Here is an 18,061-nt window from a genome sequence, read left to right as displayed (position 1 = left end):
GGTCTTCTCAACCGTCTAAGTGATATCTCTTTGGATAGTTTACCCCCGCATTCGTCCAAACCTAAACGTTAACTCGAAGAGTCGAGCCATTTTGTCGCTTTTCTATACTGACTTGGGCAGAAATACGCTCTTTCATATCTTCAACGTGTGATATAAGTCCAATAACACGACCGTTCTCTCGAATATTCTCCAGCGTTTCCATTACAAGCTCCAGAGTCTGCGCATCGAGAGTTCCAAAACCTTCATCAATGAAAAGTGTTTCAATCTCTATACCGCCGTTACGTGCTTGAACAACTTCGGCAAGACCCAAGGCTAATGAAAGCGATGCGAGGAAAGACTCGCCACCGGAAAGAGAATTCACCTCACGCTGGTCGTTATTCCAGTTATCCTCAACGCTAATACTCAGACCACCGCCAATACGCGCTCGTTTCTCTCGCTTGTCGCTGAGTACCAAACGGTAACGATTATCGCTCATACGCTGCAGATGCTCAGAAGCCACTTGCAAGACTTGCTCAAATTCACCGCCGAGCACATAGCTCACAAGATCTATCTGATGGTTTTTATCAGGATTGTCACCCCGAGCGATGCGCGCCAGTCCAGCGTAAAGATTGGCCTGCTCCACAGCGTGGGCTGATTCCCCTTGCCGTTCTTGGTAGTCCTGAAATAGAGCTTCTAAAGTTTCAATACCATTTGTACGAATACCCTCGCGTGTCATCAAAGTTTCATACTGTTGCTCAACATTATCGCGTTCTTGACGTATGCGGGTAAGTTCTTCCTGGGAAGGAGCCTTCTGTCCATGCTCAATAAGCGTGGCAACGGTACGCATGGATGGTCGGTCAAGAGAGGCTTGAAGAGTGGCATGTTCTTCTCGATAAGCCGAAATAGCCTGCTCAAGATGCTGTTGCTGTACCTCCGTGAGAACCGCCTGCTGAACCGCCTCGAAAGTCTCGAAAACCGACCGTTCCAGACTTTGCTGTGCCTGATGGGCGCTCTCTGCGGCGCTAATTGTGGCATCGTCAAGACGACGGCTTGCATCAACGGCACGATGCGCCTGCTCCACGTAGCTTTCAAGCTTGCATACCCGGTCGGCAAAACTTATGGTAGCCGCCACCTGACAAAGTTTTTTCTCAAGCTTTGTCAGGGTTTGCTGCTCACTCGCCTGCTGAGTCTGCAGTTGGGTTAAAGATGTACGTGCACGGGTCTGCTCTTCCAAAATTTTCTGAAGTTCAAGCGTCTCTTTTTCCTGTTGATGCTGCGCTTCACGCTTGTTCTCTAGGCTTTCTTGAGTTTGGTTATAGACGTTTTGTGCCTCTGCAACTTGACGCTGCGCTTCTTGAGAATCAGGCATGTGAGACTCGGTAAGTTGGTCCAAAACGGTCTGGGTTTGCGCCACGGAAGTAGCTGCTGCCGACGCTTTCTGCTGCTCCCGGTGGGCACGCTTCTCGGCGGCATCAATCTCAGATTGTTCCACTAAGGTAATGCCGTTGACACTAGGCTGGGCCGGTTGCGGATGCTCCCGAGAGCCGCACACCATGCAGGGCTTCCCCTCGTCCAACTCCTCTGCAAGAGTGAAAGCAACCTGTTCTAAGCGCCGTTTTTGAAGCCTCGTGTACTCTTCTGAGGCAGTGATAGATACCCGCTGAATTAGCTCATACGCCTGCACGGCCTGGTCGTGAGCAGTTTGCGCCTGCTCTAATTTTTCTGCATGGGCAGCGACTTCTTGCTGGGTCTTTTTCGCAGTCTCTAGGGCAAGTTGGGCCCGAGCGTAGTTCTGCTCAACATCGTGCAGGGAGCTTAGCCGTTTGCTAATATCACTGAGTTTTTGCTGGCTCTGGAACTCGCGTTTCGCAATTCCTTCCACCGTCCGTTGCGCTTTCTCGGAGTCCCGCTTGAGCGCTGTAAGGGCTGCTTTTGCCTCTTCTAAAGCTTGTTCATCGTGCTGGTATACCCGAAGCTGCGCCATCACGCTTGGAGCTTGATTGAGAACCCGTTGAAGATCCTGCGCCGTGTCTATCCGGTACAGTGAAGCCTCAAGGTGCTCGGTACAGTCCCCTAGGGCTTCTAGAGCTTGTGAGGCGCTGCTCCGAGCCATGTTCAGCGTATCCTGTGCGTGCTCGGCGGCGTGCATCCGGCGTTCCTCATCACGACGAGAACGTTCCAGTTCAGCCTCCACAGGGGCTGCTGCCCGAGAGTTACTGAGCGTTCGGCACTGTTTCTTATGTTCCTCTTCCTGGGATTCGTGTCGCACCCATGCCGACTGCAGTTTCTTATATTCCGCCCAATCCTGTATTCGCTGGGCTATGTCCTGCTGTTGCGCGGCAAGTTTTTCACGTTTATCTTTGAGGTCGGCCAGGGCGTGCTCATCCTGCTGTTCTTGCCGACGTACAGCGTGAAGATGCTCCGTGAACCACCCCTCGAAATCATGCCGTGCAGTCTCAAGATCGGTCGCTAGGTCAAGTTTGGTATATGCTTCAGAAACTTCGCGCTCCTGCGCATCAACGATATTTTTGTTGTCGTCAAGGTCTGTGCCGCTACGCGAAAGTCGTTCACATAGTTTTGTGTACGTCGTGACGGTCTGCTCAAGAGTCCTGTCTAAAGCATGTTTAATATCCTGTACAGCACGCTCACTAATCTGTTCTTCCTCTCGAAGCCTATTCATTACCTGTTCATAGGTATCAACCGGAAAAAGCTGTTTAAGCAACGGAATTCGGTCTTTACTGCGAGCTTTAAGAAAATCGGCGAATTGCCCCTGCGGTAAGAGCATAACTTTCAAAAACTGTTCTCGGTTGAGTCCTATAAGTTTTGTCAGGTAGTCCGCCGAGTCTGCCATGCCCTCCGCGGCTTTACGCCAGGATTGTTCATCCTGCGGGTCTCTGCCCGGGATAAGTTCAGAAACTAATGCCTGCGGATTTTCGAGGGTGGGTGTTCCTTTATTTTTCCCGCGTGTGATGAGCCGACGATACGCTGGGGTTCGGTCGATCCTCAGACGACGGTTCTGTATGCTCAACTCCAGAAAAATATGGGGTTTTATTTCTCCAGGGGGCACATGGGTAGAGTACAAAGAGCCTATATCACGCTCGGAAGAGGGCATTCCATACAGCGCATAACAGATAGCGTCGAGTACGGTCGTTTTTCCCGACCCGGTGGGACCATTAAGAAGAAAAATACCGGCTTCATTGAGGGCATCAAAGTCTATGACCTCTCGCTTGGGATAGGCCATGAATGCTTCAAATTCTAGGCGATGAAAAATCATGCTGACCTCCCGCTGCTGATAACCTCATCAACAATATGTTCAAGGGCTCGGGTTTCTGCCGCCTCCAGCGGATGCGCCCGCACGGTAGCGTAAAACTCCTCGCACACATGCGCCGGGTTAGTGGTTTCGGTGATGCGCGGGCGAGTGTTTGCGCGCGGTTGTTGATGCAGAGGCTCAAAAACGAACGAGGCAATATTCTCATATCGTTTACGGAGCTCGTCGAGAGTACCTACCGGCTGCTTATCATCGCGCAGGATAATACGGCAAAAATACTCGGTTTCGTAGGGCGAGAATTCGTCGCTTTCCATCAGCTCGTCGAAAGTTCCCGTCAGGGTCTTGAGGGGCAGCCGAGTGCGCCATTCATGAGATTCAATCTGCGCCTTCACGCACCCTTCGCGTGCTGTGAGGTTCAGTAAGTAGGCTCCGTTCTTATTAGCTTCTTCGCTAAAGGAAAAGGGTAACGGTGAGCCGCTGTATCGTGCACGATCCATCACCGGATAGCGGCGATGAATATGTCCCAAGGCCGTGTAATCGAAGCCATTGAAGAGCATGGCTGGCACCCAGTCCACGCCGCCTACGCTGATATTTCGTTCCGAAGAAGAACGAACAGATTCATTGAAGTCACCGTGCTCACTCACGGTGGCATGGGCCATGACAATGGTGAAATCTGCGGGGTTCTCCCCTGCGTTCCGTTTCTCATTGTCTTCTCGAATTCGTGTGCAGACCTCTCCCAGCACGGCTGCATGGGTGGGCTCAACATCAAGCTGACGCCCATAATAACGTGGGTTTAGGTAGGGTATGGCGTAAATACGCACTCGTATATCGTCTCGGGTAAGTTCTACCGGTTCAAATGTTTCCTTCAAAGTCGTCACAGGGTATATACCCTGCCGCGCTAAAGTACCTGCCCCATACCCTAACCTACGAGCGGAATCATGATTTCCCGCGCTCAGAACTACCTGAATTCCCGCGAGCGCCAGACGGTCTAAAGTCTTGCCAAGAAGCTCGGTGGTTTCGGCGCTGGGGTGGGCGCTATCGTACACGTCTCCGCTAATAAGGAGCACATCAATCTTTTCGGCAGTCGCATAGTCGATAAGTTCATCGATGAACCGTTGATGCCATTCGTGCAGGCTGTGCCGGTGGAAGGTACGCCCTAAATGCCAGTCGGAGGTGTGCAGAATCTTCATAGTTTTTAGTATTACATTGGGTGCTGGAACATGCACCCTGATTTCATCATTTACGTAACTTACGCCCGTACTTTGGCGTTATGGGGGTATGGGATAATGTGCGTTATGAGTAATTTTACTCGGGTGCCTCATATTTCTTCTCCAATGTATGTCGAACGCCTTCGGTCTGCCCTGATTGCGGGTACACTAGGCGATGCGCTCGGGTATCCTTTAGAGCTTCTGAGCGCCACCGAGATCGCGGAACGCGCGCAGAACATCGTAACGGAAAATACCCCGCTGATCTTTAGCGATGACACCCAGCTGACCTGCTATACCGTTGATGCCCTGACCGAGGTTTTGGAGTGGAACAATCAAGGGGCAGCTGCCGATGAAGCGGCATGTCTGTGGCTTGCCTATCTGCGCTGGTACCGAGGTATGGGTTTCGCTTTCCCCGAGAATGCTCCTTATGCTCTGCCTCGCGCTATTGATCTAGGCGCGTGTATGACCCGGAAGGAAGGTCCAGGAAAAGCAACTCTGCGTGCTTTAGCAAGCGGAGAGATGCAGACCGTTACGCAGAACATTAATCCTGAGGGGCTAGGTTCTGGTGCTCTTGTACGGTCAATTGCCTTTGGATTTTTACCGGTGGAACAGGAACGTACAGTTGCCTTGTTGGCGGTACGTGGTGCGGCGCTCACGCATGGGCATCCGGAGGCGCTAGTTTCTGCAGCAGCATATGCTCTGCTGGTTCGTGATGTTCTGGGTCGGGTAACTTCCGACCAACCTTCACGATCTTCAGACATACTCGCCGCATCAGTAAAGACAATTATCGAGTGGTGCGGCACGGTAAATGCGGATGGTGTGTTTCCCGGTGACGGTTCGCAGACCCGCTATGTTCTAGAGCAGGCGCTTCGTCTCGGGAGCGGAGAACATCCTGTAGAGCCTTCTGCGGAGACAGTAGCACAAGAGTTCGGTACCGATTGGATGGCTACGACGGTGTTGGGGATCGCCGTGTGGGTTGCGCTCTACGCGGAATCGCGCGCCCGCGCCTCCTTCGGTCTAGCCCGTCATATTTTGCTCGATGCTTACACGCAGGCCATATCGGTAGATTCCGATTCGGATTCCATCGGGTCTGTGATGGGTTCTCTCGTGGCGCTTTGTTTTCAGCTTGGCAACTTGGTGGAGCCGCAGATAAAACGTGTTCGGGGTCTTGATGAAGTGCAGGCCGTTGCTGAGCGGTTTCTTGCTCAACTTGGACTATAGACTATATTTCACGCAAACAATCGGCGCGAAGCAGCTAGCCACAGGACCATTCAAAAAGGACTTGTGAGAAGTCGCGGTCTGCTAATTGTTGCGGAGTAATCAGCCAGTTTGCGGTACCCATATCACCCCACATAATGTCACCGTCACCATCATTTTTTGCTTCCTCGGAGGCGATGGTAAGCAGGTTAACCGTATATTCTTGCAGTTCTGGGTTGTTCTCGCGCGGGTCGCTCTGCACAAAGCTGGGGTACCCGCCAAGCTTATGGTACTCAGTGCTGTCGGTCAGGTCGTAGGCAATATTCTCCCCATCGTGCAGGCGGTCTATCTCGTAGACCTCGTTAATAGTCTGCTCTGGGTGTTTCTCGTTCCACCGGTATACGAACCGGGCCTCAAATTCACGGCTTGTGTCGCTCAGGCTCTCATGTTTTTTCTTGAAAGTGAGCGCAAGCTCAGCCTCTGGCGGGTAGATAGGCCAATCTTCGCTCCGTGCTGCGGTGACTGCGGGGTGCCCCGCAGGGGCGGCTTCACCCACCTGGGGGTAGTAAATAACCCGAATATTCGCCTGGTTGGCTATATCATTGGCGTTGAAGCCCCAGTTTTCATCGCCTTCTTCTTCCCCGGAATCAATCCAGAACTGAAGTATCCCGGTCTTGGGATAAAGCTCATTTTTAGGTAACTCAGCACAGTTAATCTGCGCGATCATCCCTAAGGGCTTCCCGCTCTCATTGGTGGGTGCCTGAGCTCCGGCAGGCAGGTACGGGGCGCCGCCAAACTTCGAGGCAGTCACTGGCAGCGGTGCCTTGGTACCGGCTGTTTTAATACGGATAACTGGCTGCCGTGTGGCGGCAGTGATTTCTGCCGCGATTTTCCGTGCCTCTTTAGCTACTGTACGGCCCATAATATTTTCCTCCCAATACCTGACTTTCGTTTTCACCAGTCTTATTGATAGTTGCAGCTAACCGCAGGACCATTCAAAAAGGACTTTCGAGAAGTCTCGGTTATTCAGCTGTTCCGGAGTCATCAGCCAGTTTGCAGTGCCCTGATCTCCCCAAACAGTAACAAATTTTTCGGCATCCTCAGAGAACATAGTGAGCAGGTTGATTGTGTAGTTATCGAGCCCATCATGCTCTTGACGCGGGTCCTGCTGGGTAAACTCGGGGTATCCGCCAAGTTTGTGGTAACTTCCCTGATCTATGTCACGGTAGAACATCACACTCGGGCGTTCCTCATCTGCGGGCGCGTATGCATCAATACCCGCGAAATCGCCGATAGGCTGCTGGGGGTATAGTTCATTCCACAACTCTACAAACCGGCTCTGGTAGACCCACCAATTCTGTGGGGTTATTCCTTCTGAGGCTTCTTCAAAGCTGAGTCCGATTTCCCATCCCTGATCCATGTGTACTGGCCAGGCCATAAATTCCACCTCGGTTTGTTTCTCTTGATCTGGCATAACAAGAGTGTGGGCACATGGGTTTGTTTCCTCAAGATTAGGATAATAGATCACGCGAGCATTGACCTGCGACACCGGGTTCTTCAGGTCGATGCCCAGTCCCAGCTCATCATACGGATCCAGCCAGAACTGAAGTATACCGATCTTGGGGTAAAGCTCATTTTGGGGTAACTCAGCACAGTTAATCTGCGCGACCATACCCAGCGGCCTACCGTTCTGGTTAGTGGGGGCCTGAGCCCCGGCGGGCAGGTACGGCACTCCCCCAAATTTAGAGGCGGTCACCGGCACAGTTCCCTGAACTGCGCGAGGAATGATGCGCACAGTGGGTTTACGATCCTGCTGGCTCAGCAGATGATTAAGGTGCTTGACCCGCTCAAAAATAGTGCTCATGGTGTATTTTCTTTAGCAGCTATCCCACGAATAAAAGACCTTCGAGAAATCTAAATTCTTTAGCTGCTCTGGGGTAATCAGCCAGTTTGCCGCTCCGGCATCGCCCCACATGATGGTTATGGTGTCACCTTCATACGCAGAGACAAGAGTGAGCAGATTAATCGTGTAGTCTTTCCATTCCTCCTTGTCATCGCGGGGGTCCCAGTCGATATACTCGGGAACACCGCCCAGCTGGTGGTGATCAAGATCTTCATAAAAGGTGCTCGCAAGGTCATCGCCTTCAAGCCCTGCAAGTTCATCAAGATCCCAAGGACTTTCAATCTGCTCCTGCGGGTAGCGTTCATTCCACAACCGCGTAAATAACTGCCCGGTACTGTATTGTTTGAGTTTTAGCCCGGACTCTAGATTTTCAGGCTCGAAGCTTAGGGCGTATTCTCCGCCCAAAAGAGGCCATATAAAGCCATTATCCTCGGTAATGACTAGTTTATGAGCCTTCCTGTTCGCTTTTCCCAGCTTGGGATAGTAGATCACGCGATCATATCGTGATGAGGTGTAATCTTCCGTATCGGTCTCGATCGGGCTAATCCAGAACTGCAGCAGCCCCTCCGTCGGGTAAATACTATTCGGGGGCAGATCGACGCAGTTAATCTGCGCAATCATATGCAAAGGTTCACCGTTAACGTCTACGGGACCGTCCTGGCCCTTGGGCAGGTACGGCACTCCCCCGATTTTGGAGGCGGTGACCGGCAATGTCTTGTACTTAGCGAATTGTGTATTGATACGCATCGTGGGAACTTGATGTCCCACATTCATCTCAGCCAGTAAAGTGCGAGCCCGTTCTAGTATTTCTGTCTGTTTATCCGTCACGCGTTCTCCTCGTTGGGTTGGGTGCCCAGTATTATATAAAGATGACTCACACCTTAGCATGAAGCATTATCTTTACACCCGGTCGGAGAAGATACACGCCGGAGAATTTTGTGTGTACAGCCAGCTGGTCCTAAGTATTGGACCTTATGACCATTCGAAGAGAACCTTCGAGAAGTCTCGGTTCTTAAGCTGGTGCGAGGTCACCATCCAGTTTGCGGTTCCCATATCGCCCCACATAATGCCCTCATGGCTCCCTGACTCCACCCGTGATATAAGCGTCAGCAGATTCACGGTGTACTGAGTAAGAGCCGCATCACCATCACGCGGATCGCGTTGCTCGAAGAGGGGGTAACCACCAATTTTGTGATGGGTATAGCTTTCGGGAGTGCCCGTCATATCGCGTAAAGTCTTGATGGTGTCAGCACCGCCGTCGAACTTTCGAAGGTCCCAAATGCTTGTTATAAGCTGTTCGGGGTACATATCGTTCCAGATTCGAGTAAATTCCGAATGTGGGCGTCCGTCAAAAATCCATTCTTCATTACTCTGGGATTTGGCGATAAGACCATACCCATGACGTCCGCTGACCGGCCAATATAAGTCATCATAAGGGTTATTAACTATAAGTTCCGTTACGGCGGTACCGATCCCGGAGTCTGGCGCATCCAGAGTCGGATAATAGACAACTCGAGTTTTTTGTTGGCTGGTGGGATCGTCTAAGTTTAGCCCCCACAAGTCTTCGTGCGGATCAAGCCAGAACTGTAGGATTCCGGTTTCGGGGTAAATGTCGTTTGTGGGAAGCTCAGAACAATTAATCTGGGCAATAAGCCCCAAATTCTGTCCACTGCCGTTGGTCGGCGCCGCGGTACCAACCGGAACGTAGGGAACACCTCCAACCTTAGAAGCGGTCACTGGCAGAGGTTCTGATGTCTGCTGAGTGTCAAAGAAAATAACAGGCGATATCTGCTGTGCATTGATGCGGTCAATAACGTTCAGAGCTTGTTGTTCAAGAGCGGTCTTTTCAAGAATACTCACAGTATCGTCCCCTATCGGTGATGTGGATGTGGGATGCGGTTGTTGGTTGCATTTCCGGAAAAAATGCGGGTTCGTTATCTTGTGGTAACCACTACTTCTAGGTAATCACAGATAAACACGCTATGCCATACCTTGCGTTCCGTGTCGTGTACTTGCAGGGTCGACTTTATACGCACGAACATGCCTTAGATTTGCGTTGTTTACCACCGCCTTGTTAGCGGGCCCTTCCAAGCCGCAACAGCGCGGTATTCAAGGCTGCAAGTTACGCTCTTTCACCCTCAAGATAGATTTCAGTAGGGGCGTTTTCTATTCGCATACTGCTTAATTGTATTAAGTGTTATACGTAAGTGCGCCCATCAGAAAGGTCTGATGGGCGCACTCAACACGTTACGACTAGGGGTATTATCCTAGTCTAGATAGTCACGTAAAACCTGCGAACGCGAGGGGTGACGCAGTTTCGACATGGTCTTTGATTCGATCTGACGAATACGCTCACGCGTCACGCCATATACCTTGCCAATTTCGTCTAAAGTCTTCGGCTGCCCGTCGGTCATGCCGAATCGCATAGCAACCACGCCCGCTTCACGTTCGGAGAGCGTATCGAGCACCGAGTGCAGCTGCTCTTGGAGAAGAGTGAATGACACTGCGTCAGCCGGAACGACAGCCTCCGAATCCTCAATCAGGTCGCCGAACTCGGAATCGCCATCCTCACCCAGCGGCGTGTGCAGAGAAATAGGTTCGCGCCCGTACTTCTGCACCTCAATAACCTTTTCGGGAGCCATGTCCAGCTCTTTACCGAGCTCTTCGGGGGTGGGTTCACGCCCCAAATCCTGAAGCATCTGACGCTGCACACGGGCGAGCTTATTAATGACCTCAACCATGTGCACAGGAATACGAATAGTACGCGCCTGGTCCGCCATTGCACGGGTAATCGCCTGACGAATCCACCAGGTGGCGTAGGTGGAGAATTTAAAGCCCTTCGAGTAGTCGAATTTCTCGACCGCGCGAATCAGACCAAGATTACCTTCCTGAATAAGGTCAAGGAATAGCATTCCGCGGCCCGTATAGCGTTTAGCAAGTGAGACCACGAGGCGCAGGTTCGCCTCCAACAGGTGGTTCTTCGCACGCTTACCGTCATGGATCACCCAGCGCAGTTCCTTCTTGAGTTTCGGATCCATGTCGGGGTTGTCGGCAAGCTTGTGCTCCGCATATAGACCAGCTTCAATGCGCATCGCAAGATCGACTTCCTGCTGTGCGTTCAGGAGCGAGACTTTACCGATCTGCTTCAGGTAGTCTTTCACGGGGTCAGCTGTTGCTCCGGGGGTAACGACGCGTTGGGCAGGTGCATCGTCATCATCGCTGGCGGTCAGCACGAAGCCAGAGCCTTTAGCTGCCACTTCTTCAGCAGCTTTCTTCTCTTCCTTTTTGGCGACGGCTTCTTCATCTTCGTCAGCGTCTTCGTGCTCTTCGCCGTCAACGTTCTCGGGATCTAGTTCGTCGTCAAGGTCAAGATCAAACTCGTCCTCGTCGGTCTTCTTCTTACGTCCACCGGTTTTACGTTTAGTGGTTGTTTTACGCGCGCGCTTAGACTTCTCTTCAGGCACGGCCTCGGCAGTAGTTTCGACCGAGTCCTCTGCATCAGATTTTGCGTCTTCTTGAGTTTTGGCTGCTGCGCGTTTCTTAGCAGGCGCTTTTTTTGCAGGTTTGGATGTGGCTGCAGTTTTTTTAGTGCGGGTTGTCTTTTTGGGGGTTTCGGCTACAGTCTCTTCAGAGGTTTCACCGGTCGCGGTCTTCTTGCTGGTTGCAGGTGCCACAAGAACCCTTTCTAACTCGTGTTGGGGTGCTTTGTCTGCAAAACACCTAAGACCCTGTCAAGTCTTGCTCCTCACATTATTGGTGAAAACAGGGTTAGCGGAATAAATATAACCGCTAGATACTGGGGATTATTCCCTGCGTTTTCACCTCATGAAGGCGCGCGCAAAAGCACAGACTTTACGGGGTCATCATCAAGTATGGCAGAATCTTATTTTCTTTCAAATAAGGCTCGCCTAGACAACCCTGTTTTATTCCCTGCAAACACAACGTTCGCTACCCTGCCTTTGGCTCAATCGTCTCTACCTTGGCGTCGGCTGCCTCGTGAGGCAATAGAGTACTGAAGTAAAGGTCACCGCGCCAACACCGCACGGGATCCGTAATCCAGAGCGGAAATACAGATTCTGATAGGGCCTGAAAAAGAGGCATATCTTCATCGCAGTGAAGCCTGGCGATATCGGCGAGAATACCTGCATAGGTGTTTCCGCCACGTAGCCAATTTATCCAGGCTTGAAGAAGCCTCAGTCGACCATACTGTTCACCCGATTGAACCGCATGCACCAACAGATTACAGAGAACTTCGAGAGCGTTAAGACGGCTCCAGGCCGGTTTATAGTCCTTTGTTAGACCGCTCAGAAGTTCCACCATCCGGTCTATCTTCGTTATGTGTTCTTCCGGTCTGGTCTCAGACGAGTCGTATGTGTCGTCTAAAATCTGCTGTTGAAGTATACGATGCGTACGCCGTATCCAGTCGTGCCAGCTCACGCGACCGTGCCCGATACCTCCGATACGGGGGCTTTCGCCCCGAAAAGTTTGATAAAAGGTCTCCGGCAGCGTCGTGCGCCGACGAGTTGTTGGTTTGCCGTAACATAGCGGCTCCACCGGTTCGTATGATCCTTCACCGCATGCGGCATGCATACAGTCATATCCGTCTAGTACCCCCAATGCTTCCGGCAGGTCTTTAGCCGCTTGGTACAGTATAAATTCTGGGGTTGCCTGGGTATTCATGCTGCACAGCAGATAGCCGGCTATTTCGGGCGATATCAGCGAACGTAAACGATCCCCAAAACTTATGGCGTTATCGTGCTCTTCGGCGTTTTCAGGCGGATAGGTACGCATTACCCAGCGTACAGCCTCAAGGGCGCTTTCCCAGTAGCAGAGTTCAATACTTTTCTGACGGTAGTAGCCGGGATGTTCTAAAACAGTATGCCGACCCGTAGCTTGGTTAAGTTCTTCTTCAAAGGTATGCATCCACAACAGACTTGCTTGTTCCCATTCTGTCACCTCATTCGTGGAGGCACTGGTTGCAGTATCCCAGAGGCATTGCGTATATGCAGACAGGGGTTCTGCGGATACTTGGCGTCCCTCATACACCCGATCGAGATAGTACGAGCTATGCATAATGTCTTCAATAGGGCCGCGGTAAGTGAGCGCAAGCTGGTTTTGATCAAGTGACCATCGCGATACGGACCCGCAGTACAGCACATCGTAAAGATCAAGATGAACATTGTTGCAAGCTGCGTAGAGTGTGGGCAGCCACTGGTTAAATGAGATTCCGGCGCGATTATCGATATACAAATCCGTATTGTGTAAGACAGTGCGTGTAGCAGGTGAAAGTTGCCGCTCTCGAGTTGCCGCATTGCCGCTAAAGATCAAAGCAAAGACCCCAGTAATGGGCTCGTACCCGTCAACGGTGGCGGGTACCAGATTCGCTAACGTATCAAAATATTGTTCTAGGTCTTGTTGCTCATCAGGAAGATTAACGCGTATACACGGCCCTACAGCATGCTTCGTCACGCTTAAAAGCACCAGCGATTCTTGCGGCCAGTACCCAAACTGATGCAGCACGAGAGCTATCAAGTCTTCTTCGGTATGTAAGCTATAGGTTGTCGTTAGGTTACTCGTTGTTGTCATATCTTTACTATGGCAAGATTGCTCACCTTAAAAGTTCACAGACCAACTAACCTGTGGATAACCCAGGTGCATTCGCTTCGTTAGGACACATATTTCGCTTCTGTGGATAAGAATTAGCTGTTTTCTATCCAAATATTACGATCCATACCCACACGAACAGCACAAGGCATATGTGACCCCTAAAAATTTAGGGATGCACCCACCATAGCTTGAATTTTCTATGCTGCGTGCACCCTATGGGTGAGCCTTACTTATTCTTCATGCTCCTCAAGGAATCGCTCAAACATGGCACCGATTTCATCACGTCCAGGAATCTTATGGGCGTCGCGCTGCGAGAGCGGAATAGCGACGTTTGAGGTACGGAAGTTTTCATCGTAATTCGCTTCCATCGTCGAAATCATACGCCCAATCTCTGGGTTCTCCTTGACCTGCTCATTAATTTGCCCATGAACAGCCCTCGCAGCCTCCCTAAGCTCATCACTCGGAAAAGCCAATCGGGTTGCCATACTCACGTGTTCAAGCGCGGTCAGCGTTCCCTGCGGTAAATCAGCATCAGAAACATACTGGGGAATATTAATGCCGAATCCCACAGTGTCGAAGCCGTTCTCGGTGAAAAGAACCTCTAAAAGATTCGTCATATTAGCATGCAAATCAGCCTTAGGACGCCACGGCGAAATACCTTCAATGAGATCTTTTCGAGAGCCATGCGCCGTCACCGGCATAGGACGTGTATGCGGTACAGGCATTGGAAACGCCGACACCAGCACCACAAGTGAAGGATCCAGCGTCCGCACAATAGACAACAACGCCTGCTGAAAACGCTGCCATTGATAATCAGGTTCTGAACCGGTCAAAAGCAAGAAAGGCTTATCGAGGGTATCTTCGACCGCATAAAGCTTCAGAGCAGGCATAATTGGCTGCTCAAAATGGTCTTTATTGAAGAAAATATGTGGTCTGCGGCTACGGTAATCATGAAGCTGATCCGTATCAAACTCCACAACCTCAATATTCTTAAGTTCCTTGAGAAGAAAATGCCCCAGCTGCCCCGCTGTGGATCCTGCATCCTGTGGGCTTGAGAGAGCAATAACCAGAGTGAGATTTTTCAACCGTGCATCATGAAGAATTTTATTATTCGCCAAATATAAATCTTCAGGGTTTAACATCTTCACTCCTTTCCCTCGCCGGGTTTAGTCTCTGAACTTTTTATTTTAATGTATGTGTCTAACCGCAACAGTACTATTTCCTAGTCTCTCGCGCGAGGCGAACACTCGTAAAAGCGTTAGAAGGGTATTTTCACCGTACTGTTCGTCAAGATTTCCGATACCCGCAGTGTACAGTAGAAACACATTACCCAATATTAATATTCCAACCCATTCGCGGAGGAACTATGTCGACAGCACTTTCTCTTCACACCAACGACCTGCAATCGCTGAATGCTGAGGTACTTGTTCTCGGTGTCTTTTCGGGAGAAGACGGACCTTACCTAGCCTCAAATTCACTTCCTGATGATTCGGCGCAGAGCATCAATAAACTTCTGGAGTCTCTAGGTGCCACAGGTGCTCTCGACCAAATACTTCGCCTCCCCGGCGTAGAAGGGGCATCGTCCGACATCATCGCTCTCATCGGTTTAGGCTCAGACACCACAATTGACCAGGAGCGCCTAGATGCCCTTCGCTTCGCTGCTGGCTCGGCAACCCGTCAGCTTTTAGGAACTGCACATATCGCGCTCGACTTCGGTAGTACCTCACGCGACGAAATTGAAGCTGTAGCTCACGGTGCCGTTCTCGGATCATTCTCCGAAGAAGGAGTACGCAGCAAAACTGCAGATTCTGTTCGAGACGAAGCGGAGTCCATCACCATTGTGGCAAAAGCCGATGCCAGCGAAGCCGAGCCCGCCCTTGTGCGCGCCGTTATTCTGGGCGAAGCTGCCAAGGATGCGCGCCGCCTCGTCAATATGCCCCCTTCACACCTGTACCCGGAATCTTTTGCAAATCTCGCCACAGAGCTTGTCAAAGATTATTCAGATGTCAGCATTGAAGTCTACCCTTATGACCGTTTGCTCAAGGAAGGTTTTGGAGGCATCGCAGGAGTCGGTCAAGGCTCCCCGCGGAAGCCCGCACTCGCCGTTGTTAAGTACACCCCCGAGAGCCCTTCTGCACATGTGGCTCTCGTTGGCAAAGGGATTACTTTTGATACCGGTGGAAACTCCCTAAAACCTGCGGCATCTATGATGACGATGAAATGCGACATGGCAGGTGCAGCATCGGTTCTGCACGCAGTTCTTGCGGCGTCCGAGCTGGAAATTCCGGTTGAGGTCACCGGATACCTTTGCCTCGCTGAGAATATGCCCGGCGGAGCTTCCCTGCGCCCCGAAGACATTATCACGATTCGTGACGGTCGCACGGTTGAAGTTCTCAATACAGACGCTGAAGGTCGCCTAGTCATGGCGGATGGTATTGCTCTTGCATCCGAATCAAACCCTACCGTAATCCTGGATATTGCAACGCTCACGGGTGCAGCCATGGCGGCGCTGGGATTGCGTACCGCCGCACTTATGGGTGATGAGGATATTCGCGACCGTGTACAACAGGCAGGGGCAAAATCCGGTGAGGCATACTGGCAAATACCACTCGAATCATATCTGCGTGCCTCTATGAATTCCCCAGTGGCAGATATTAAAAATATGGGTTCGCGCTACGGTTCTATGATGATCGCAGGGCTCTTCCTGCAAGAATTTGTAGGTGAAGGCATTCCCTGGGCACATCTCGATATTGCTGGTCCTGCCTTTAACGAAGAAGGTGCTTATGGGTTCACCCCTAAGGAAGGTACCGGTTTTGGCACCGCGACCCTGGTGAATTTCATCGAATCGTACGCACAGTAAAGGAAACATCCGCCTTATATCGGGGTCCCTAGACTGACGGTCTCAGGGCCCCGATACTGCTCTTCTTCTACGTGCAAAATCTCACATCATAAATTCCAGTATGGTTACGCTCTTCAAAAAATTTGCACAGTTTGTGCGATTATTGCCCCAAATTAGCGTCAGGTGAACTTAAAGGGTCTAAAACAGGGGTATTGTTGTAGTGAGTGTTTTTCTGCTCTCTCATAGATGCGCGCCCTCACGCAAACCGGAAGGTGCGGGTCTGCTGTTTGACAGAAAAGCAATATAGATAAAGAACGCATTGCACCGGGGTTACAGCCCCACAATCTATGCAAGGGAGCAACATCGTGGCTCAAGAATTCGACATCCTCATCCTTGGCGGCGGTTCCGCTGGTTACTCTGCCGCTCTGCGCGCGCGCCAGCTGGGTTTTACCGTTGGCCTCGTTGAAAAGGAAAAAGTAGGCGGCACCTGCCTGCACACCGGTTGTATTCCGACGAAGGCATACCTACACGCCGCAGAATTGGCGGAGGACGCTCGTGAAGCCTCTAAAGTAGGCGTAAACGCCACCCTAGAGTCCATCGAAATGGGTAAGGTACGCGATTACAAAGATGGTATTGTCGCGGGTAAATTCAAGGGTCTCTCCGGTCTTTTGAAGATGAAGGGCGTAGAGGTTATCGCTGGTGAAGGCAAGCTGACCGCTCAAGATACCGTGACCGTCAACGGTACGGATTACAAGGGCAAGAATATTATTCTTGCTTCCGGCTCTATTTCTAAGACTTTTGGCCTGCCTATTGAAGGTCGAGTTCTGACCTCCACCGAGGCTCTTGAAATGGACTACCTGCCGAAGAGCGCTATCGTTCTCGGTGGCGGCGTGATTGGCTGTGAGTTTGCCTCCATGTGGAAAGCTATGGGCGTAGACGTCACTATTATCGAGGGTTTGCCCAACCTCGTTCCGAACGAAGATCCCGCCATCATCAAGGTTCTTGAGCGTGCCTTCAAGAAGCGCGGCATCAAGTTCAATACTGGTACTTTCTTTGAGAAGGTTGAGCAGGACGCTAACGGTGCTAAGGTCACCCTGGCTGACGGCAAGGTCTTCGAGGCAGAGATCGTTCTGGTCGCTGTTGGTCGTGGCCCGAACACCGCAAACATGGGCTACGAGGAGCAGGGCATCCCCATGGATCGCGGCTTCGTCCTGGCTAACGAGCGCCTGCACACCGGCGTTGGCAACATCTACGCTGTTGGCGACATCGTCCCCGGCGTTCAGCTGGCTCACCGCGGTTTCCAGCAGGGTATCTTCGTTGCTGAGGAAATCGCTGGCCTGAACCCCTCCATCGTTGAAGACGTGAACATCCCCAAGGTCACCTTCTGTGACCCGGAGATCGCTTCCGTTGGTTACTCCGAGCCCAAGGCTAAGGAGAAGTTCGGCGCTGAGAACGTTGAGACCGCTGAGTACAACCTGGCTGGTAACGGCAAGTCCGCTATCCTCGGTGCTACCGGTATCGTGAAGGTTGTCCGCCAGAAGGACGGCCCCATCGTTGGTGTTCACGCTATTGGTAAGCGCATGGGTGAGCAGATTGGTGAGGCTCAGATGTGGGTTGCTTGGGAAGCATTCCCCGAGGACGTCGCTAAGTTCATCCACGCACACCCGACTCAGAACGAGTCCCTGGGTGAGGCTGCAATGGTCCTGAACGGCACCCCGCTGCACAGCGCGTAAGTTTTGCTGACTGGCGTTAGCGCGTCAGCTTAGTATTGACGACCGTTGGTCGTTAGCGGCTGCCGGGCGTATCCGCTGAACAACGCCCCTATCCGGATGCGCGTCGATGTGCTTCGACGCATACGGCGCGCATCCGGGTCGCCGCTCACATTTTTCTAGTTCAAGCATTCACAAGGAGAACGGGAAAGATTATGTCCCACACCGTAGTACTGCCCGCACTGGGCGAGTCCGTGACCGAGGGTACCGTTACCCGCTGGCTCGTTGAGGTCGGCGACACCATTGAGGTTGACGCACCCCTGGTTGAGGTTTCCACCGACAAGGTTGACA

Annotated in this window: 13 protein-coding genes; 4 read left to right on the top strand and 9 right to left on the bottom strand. The window is 51.7% G+C overall.

The features are described 5' to 3' along the window. Window positions 1-61 precede the first annotated feature (61 nt). Window positions 62-3,253 (bottom strand): AAA family ATPase, encoded by a 3,192-nt coding sequence (locus HMPREF3016_RS08355; protein WP_070741626.1) that lies wholly within the window; start codon window positions 3,251-3,253, stop codon window positions 62-64. Continuing rightward, entirely contained in the window at window positions 3,250-4,437 is a 1,188-nt protein-coding gene (locus HMPREF3016_RS08350; protein ID WP_070741623.1) for a metallophosphoesterase family protein, read from the bottom strand. Before HMPREF3016_RS08350 ends, HMPREF3016_RS08355 begins: the two co-directional genes overlap by 4 nt. A gap of 105 nt (window positions 4,438-4,542) precedes the next feature. Between HMPREF3016_RS08350 and HMPREF3016_RS08345 the strand changes: the two genes are divergently transcribed. After that, window positions 4,543-5,676: an ADP-ribosylglycohydrolase family protein gene (locus tag HMPREF3016_RS08345; protein WP_141757714.1), complete on the top strand. Its 1,134-nt coding sequence runs from the start codon at window positions 4,543-4,545 to the stop codon at window positions 5,674-5,676. 34 nt (window positions 5,677-5,710) lie between these two features. Here HMPREF3016_RS08345 and HMPREF3016_RS08340 read toward each other — a convergent pair whose 3' ends face one another. From HMPREF3016_RS08340 to HMPREF3016_RS08310, 7 genes are all read right to left on the bottom strand, one after another. Continuing rightward, complete coding sequence (locus HMPREF3016_RS08340; protein WP_083297311.1) at window positions 5,711-6,574, bottom strand: YwqG family protein; 864 nt, start codon at window positions 6,572-6,574, stop codon at window positions 5,711-5,713. A gap of 57 nt (window positions 6,575-6,631) precedes the next feature. Beyond that, window positions 6,632-7,516 (bottom strand): YwqG family protein, encoded by an 885-nt coding sequence (locus HMPREF3016_RS08335; RefSeq protein WP_070448550.1) that lies wholly within the window; start codon window positions 7,514-7,516, stop codon window positions 6,632-6,634. Window positions 7,517-7,528: 12 nt separating this feature from the next. Continuing rightward, a complete protein-coding gene (locus HMPREF3016_RS08330) occupies window positions 7,529-8,383 on the bottom strand; it encodes a YwqG family protein (RefSeq protein ID WP_070741617.1) in 855 nt (284 codons plus the stop codon). Window positions 8,384-8,527: 144 nt separating this feature from the next. Further along, window positions 8,528-9,415, bottom strand: a complete 888-nt coding sequence (locus HMPREF3016_RS08325) for a YwqG family protein (RefSeq protein WP_048752831.1) — start codon at window positions 9,413-9,415, stop codon at window positions 8,528-8,530. A 407-nt stretch (window positions 9,416-9,822) separates the two neighbouring features. Continuing rightward, window positions 9,823-11,229 carry an RNA polymerase sigma factor gene (locus tag HMPREF3016_RS08320; RefSeq protein ID WP_048752832.1) on the bottom strand — a complete coding sequence of 469 codons (1,407 nt, stop codon included), beginning with the start codon at window positions 11,227-11,229 and terminating at the stop codon, window positions 9,823-9,825. A gap of 274 nt (window positions 11,230-11,503) precedes the next feature. Then, on the bottom strand, window positions 11,504-13,141 hold the full coding sequence (locus HMPREF3016_RS08315) for a DUF4192 family protein (protein ID WP_070741614.1): 1,638 nt from the start codon (window positions 13,139-13,141) through the stop codon (window positions 11,504-11,506). 251 nt (window positions 13,142-13,392) lie between these two features. Then, complete coding sequence (locus HMPREF3016_RS08310; RefSeq protein ID WP_013397368.1) at window positions 13,393-14,304, bottom strand: PAC2 family protein; 912 nt, start codon at window positions 14,302-14,304, stop codon at window positions 13,393-13,395. A gap of 224 nt (window positions 14,305-14,528) precedes the next feature. On the opposite strand from HMPREF3016_RS08310, the gene HMPREF3016_RS08305 reads away from it, so the two are divergent. The 3 genes from HMPREF3016_RS08305 to HMPREF3016_RS10830 all read left to right on the top strand — a co-directional run. Continuing rightward, window positions 14,529-16,022 (top strand): leucyl aminopeptidase, encoded by a 1,494-nt coding sequence (locus tag HMPREF3016_RS08305; RefSeq protein WP_048755203.1) that lies wholly within the window; start codon window positions 14,529-14,531, stop codon window positions 16,020-16,022. A 326-nt stretch (window positions 16,023-16,348) separates the two neighbouring features. Next, a complete protein-coding gene (gene lpdA, locus HMPREF3016_RS08300; RefSeq protein WP_048755202.1) occupies window positions 16,349-17,734 on the top strand; it encodes a dihydrolipoyl dehydrogenase in 1,386 nt (461 codons plus the stop codon). 191 nt (window positions 17,735-17,925) lie between these two features. Beyond that, window positions 17,926-18,061: biotin/lipoyl-containing protein (locus HMPREF3016_RS10830; protein WP_305793661.1), on the top strand; the 136-nt coding region annotated here is incomplete at its 3' end.

Origin of the sequence: Rothia sp. HMSC065D02 (assembly GCF_001815285.1) — a bacterium.
GTDB classification, from domain to species: Bacteria; Actinomycetota; Actinomycetes; order Actinomycetales; family Micrococcaceae; genus Rothia; species Rothia dentocariosa.
Note: the sequence above shows the minus strand (reverse complement) of the source record. Positions and strands in the feature narration are given on the sequence as shown.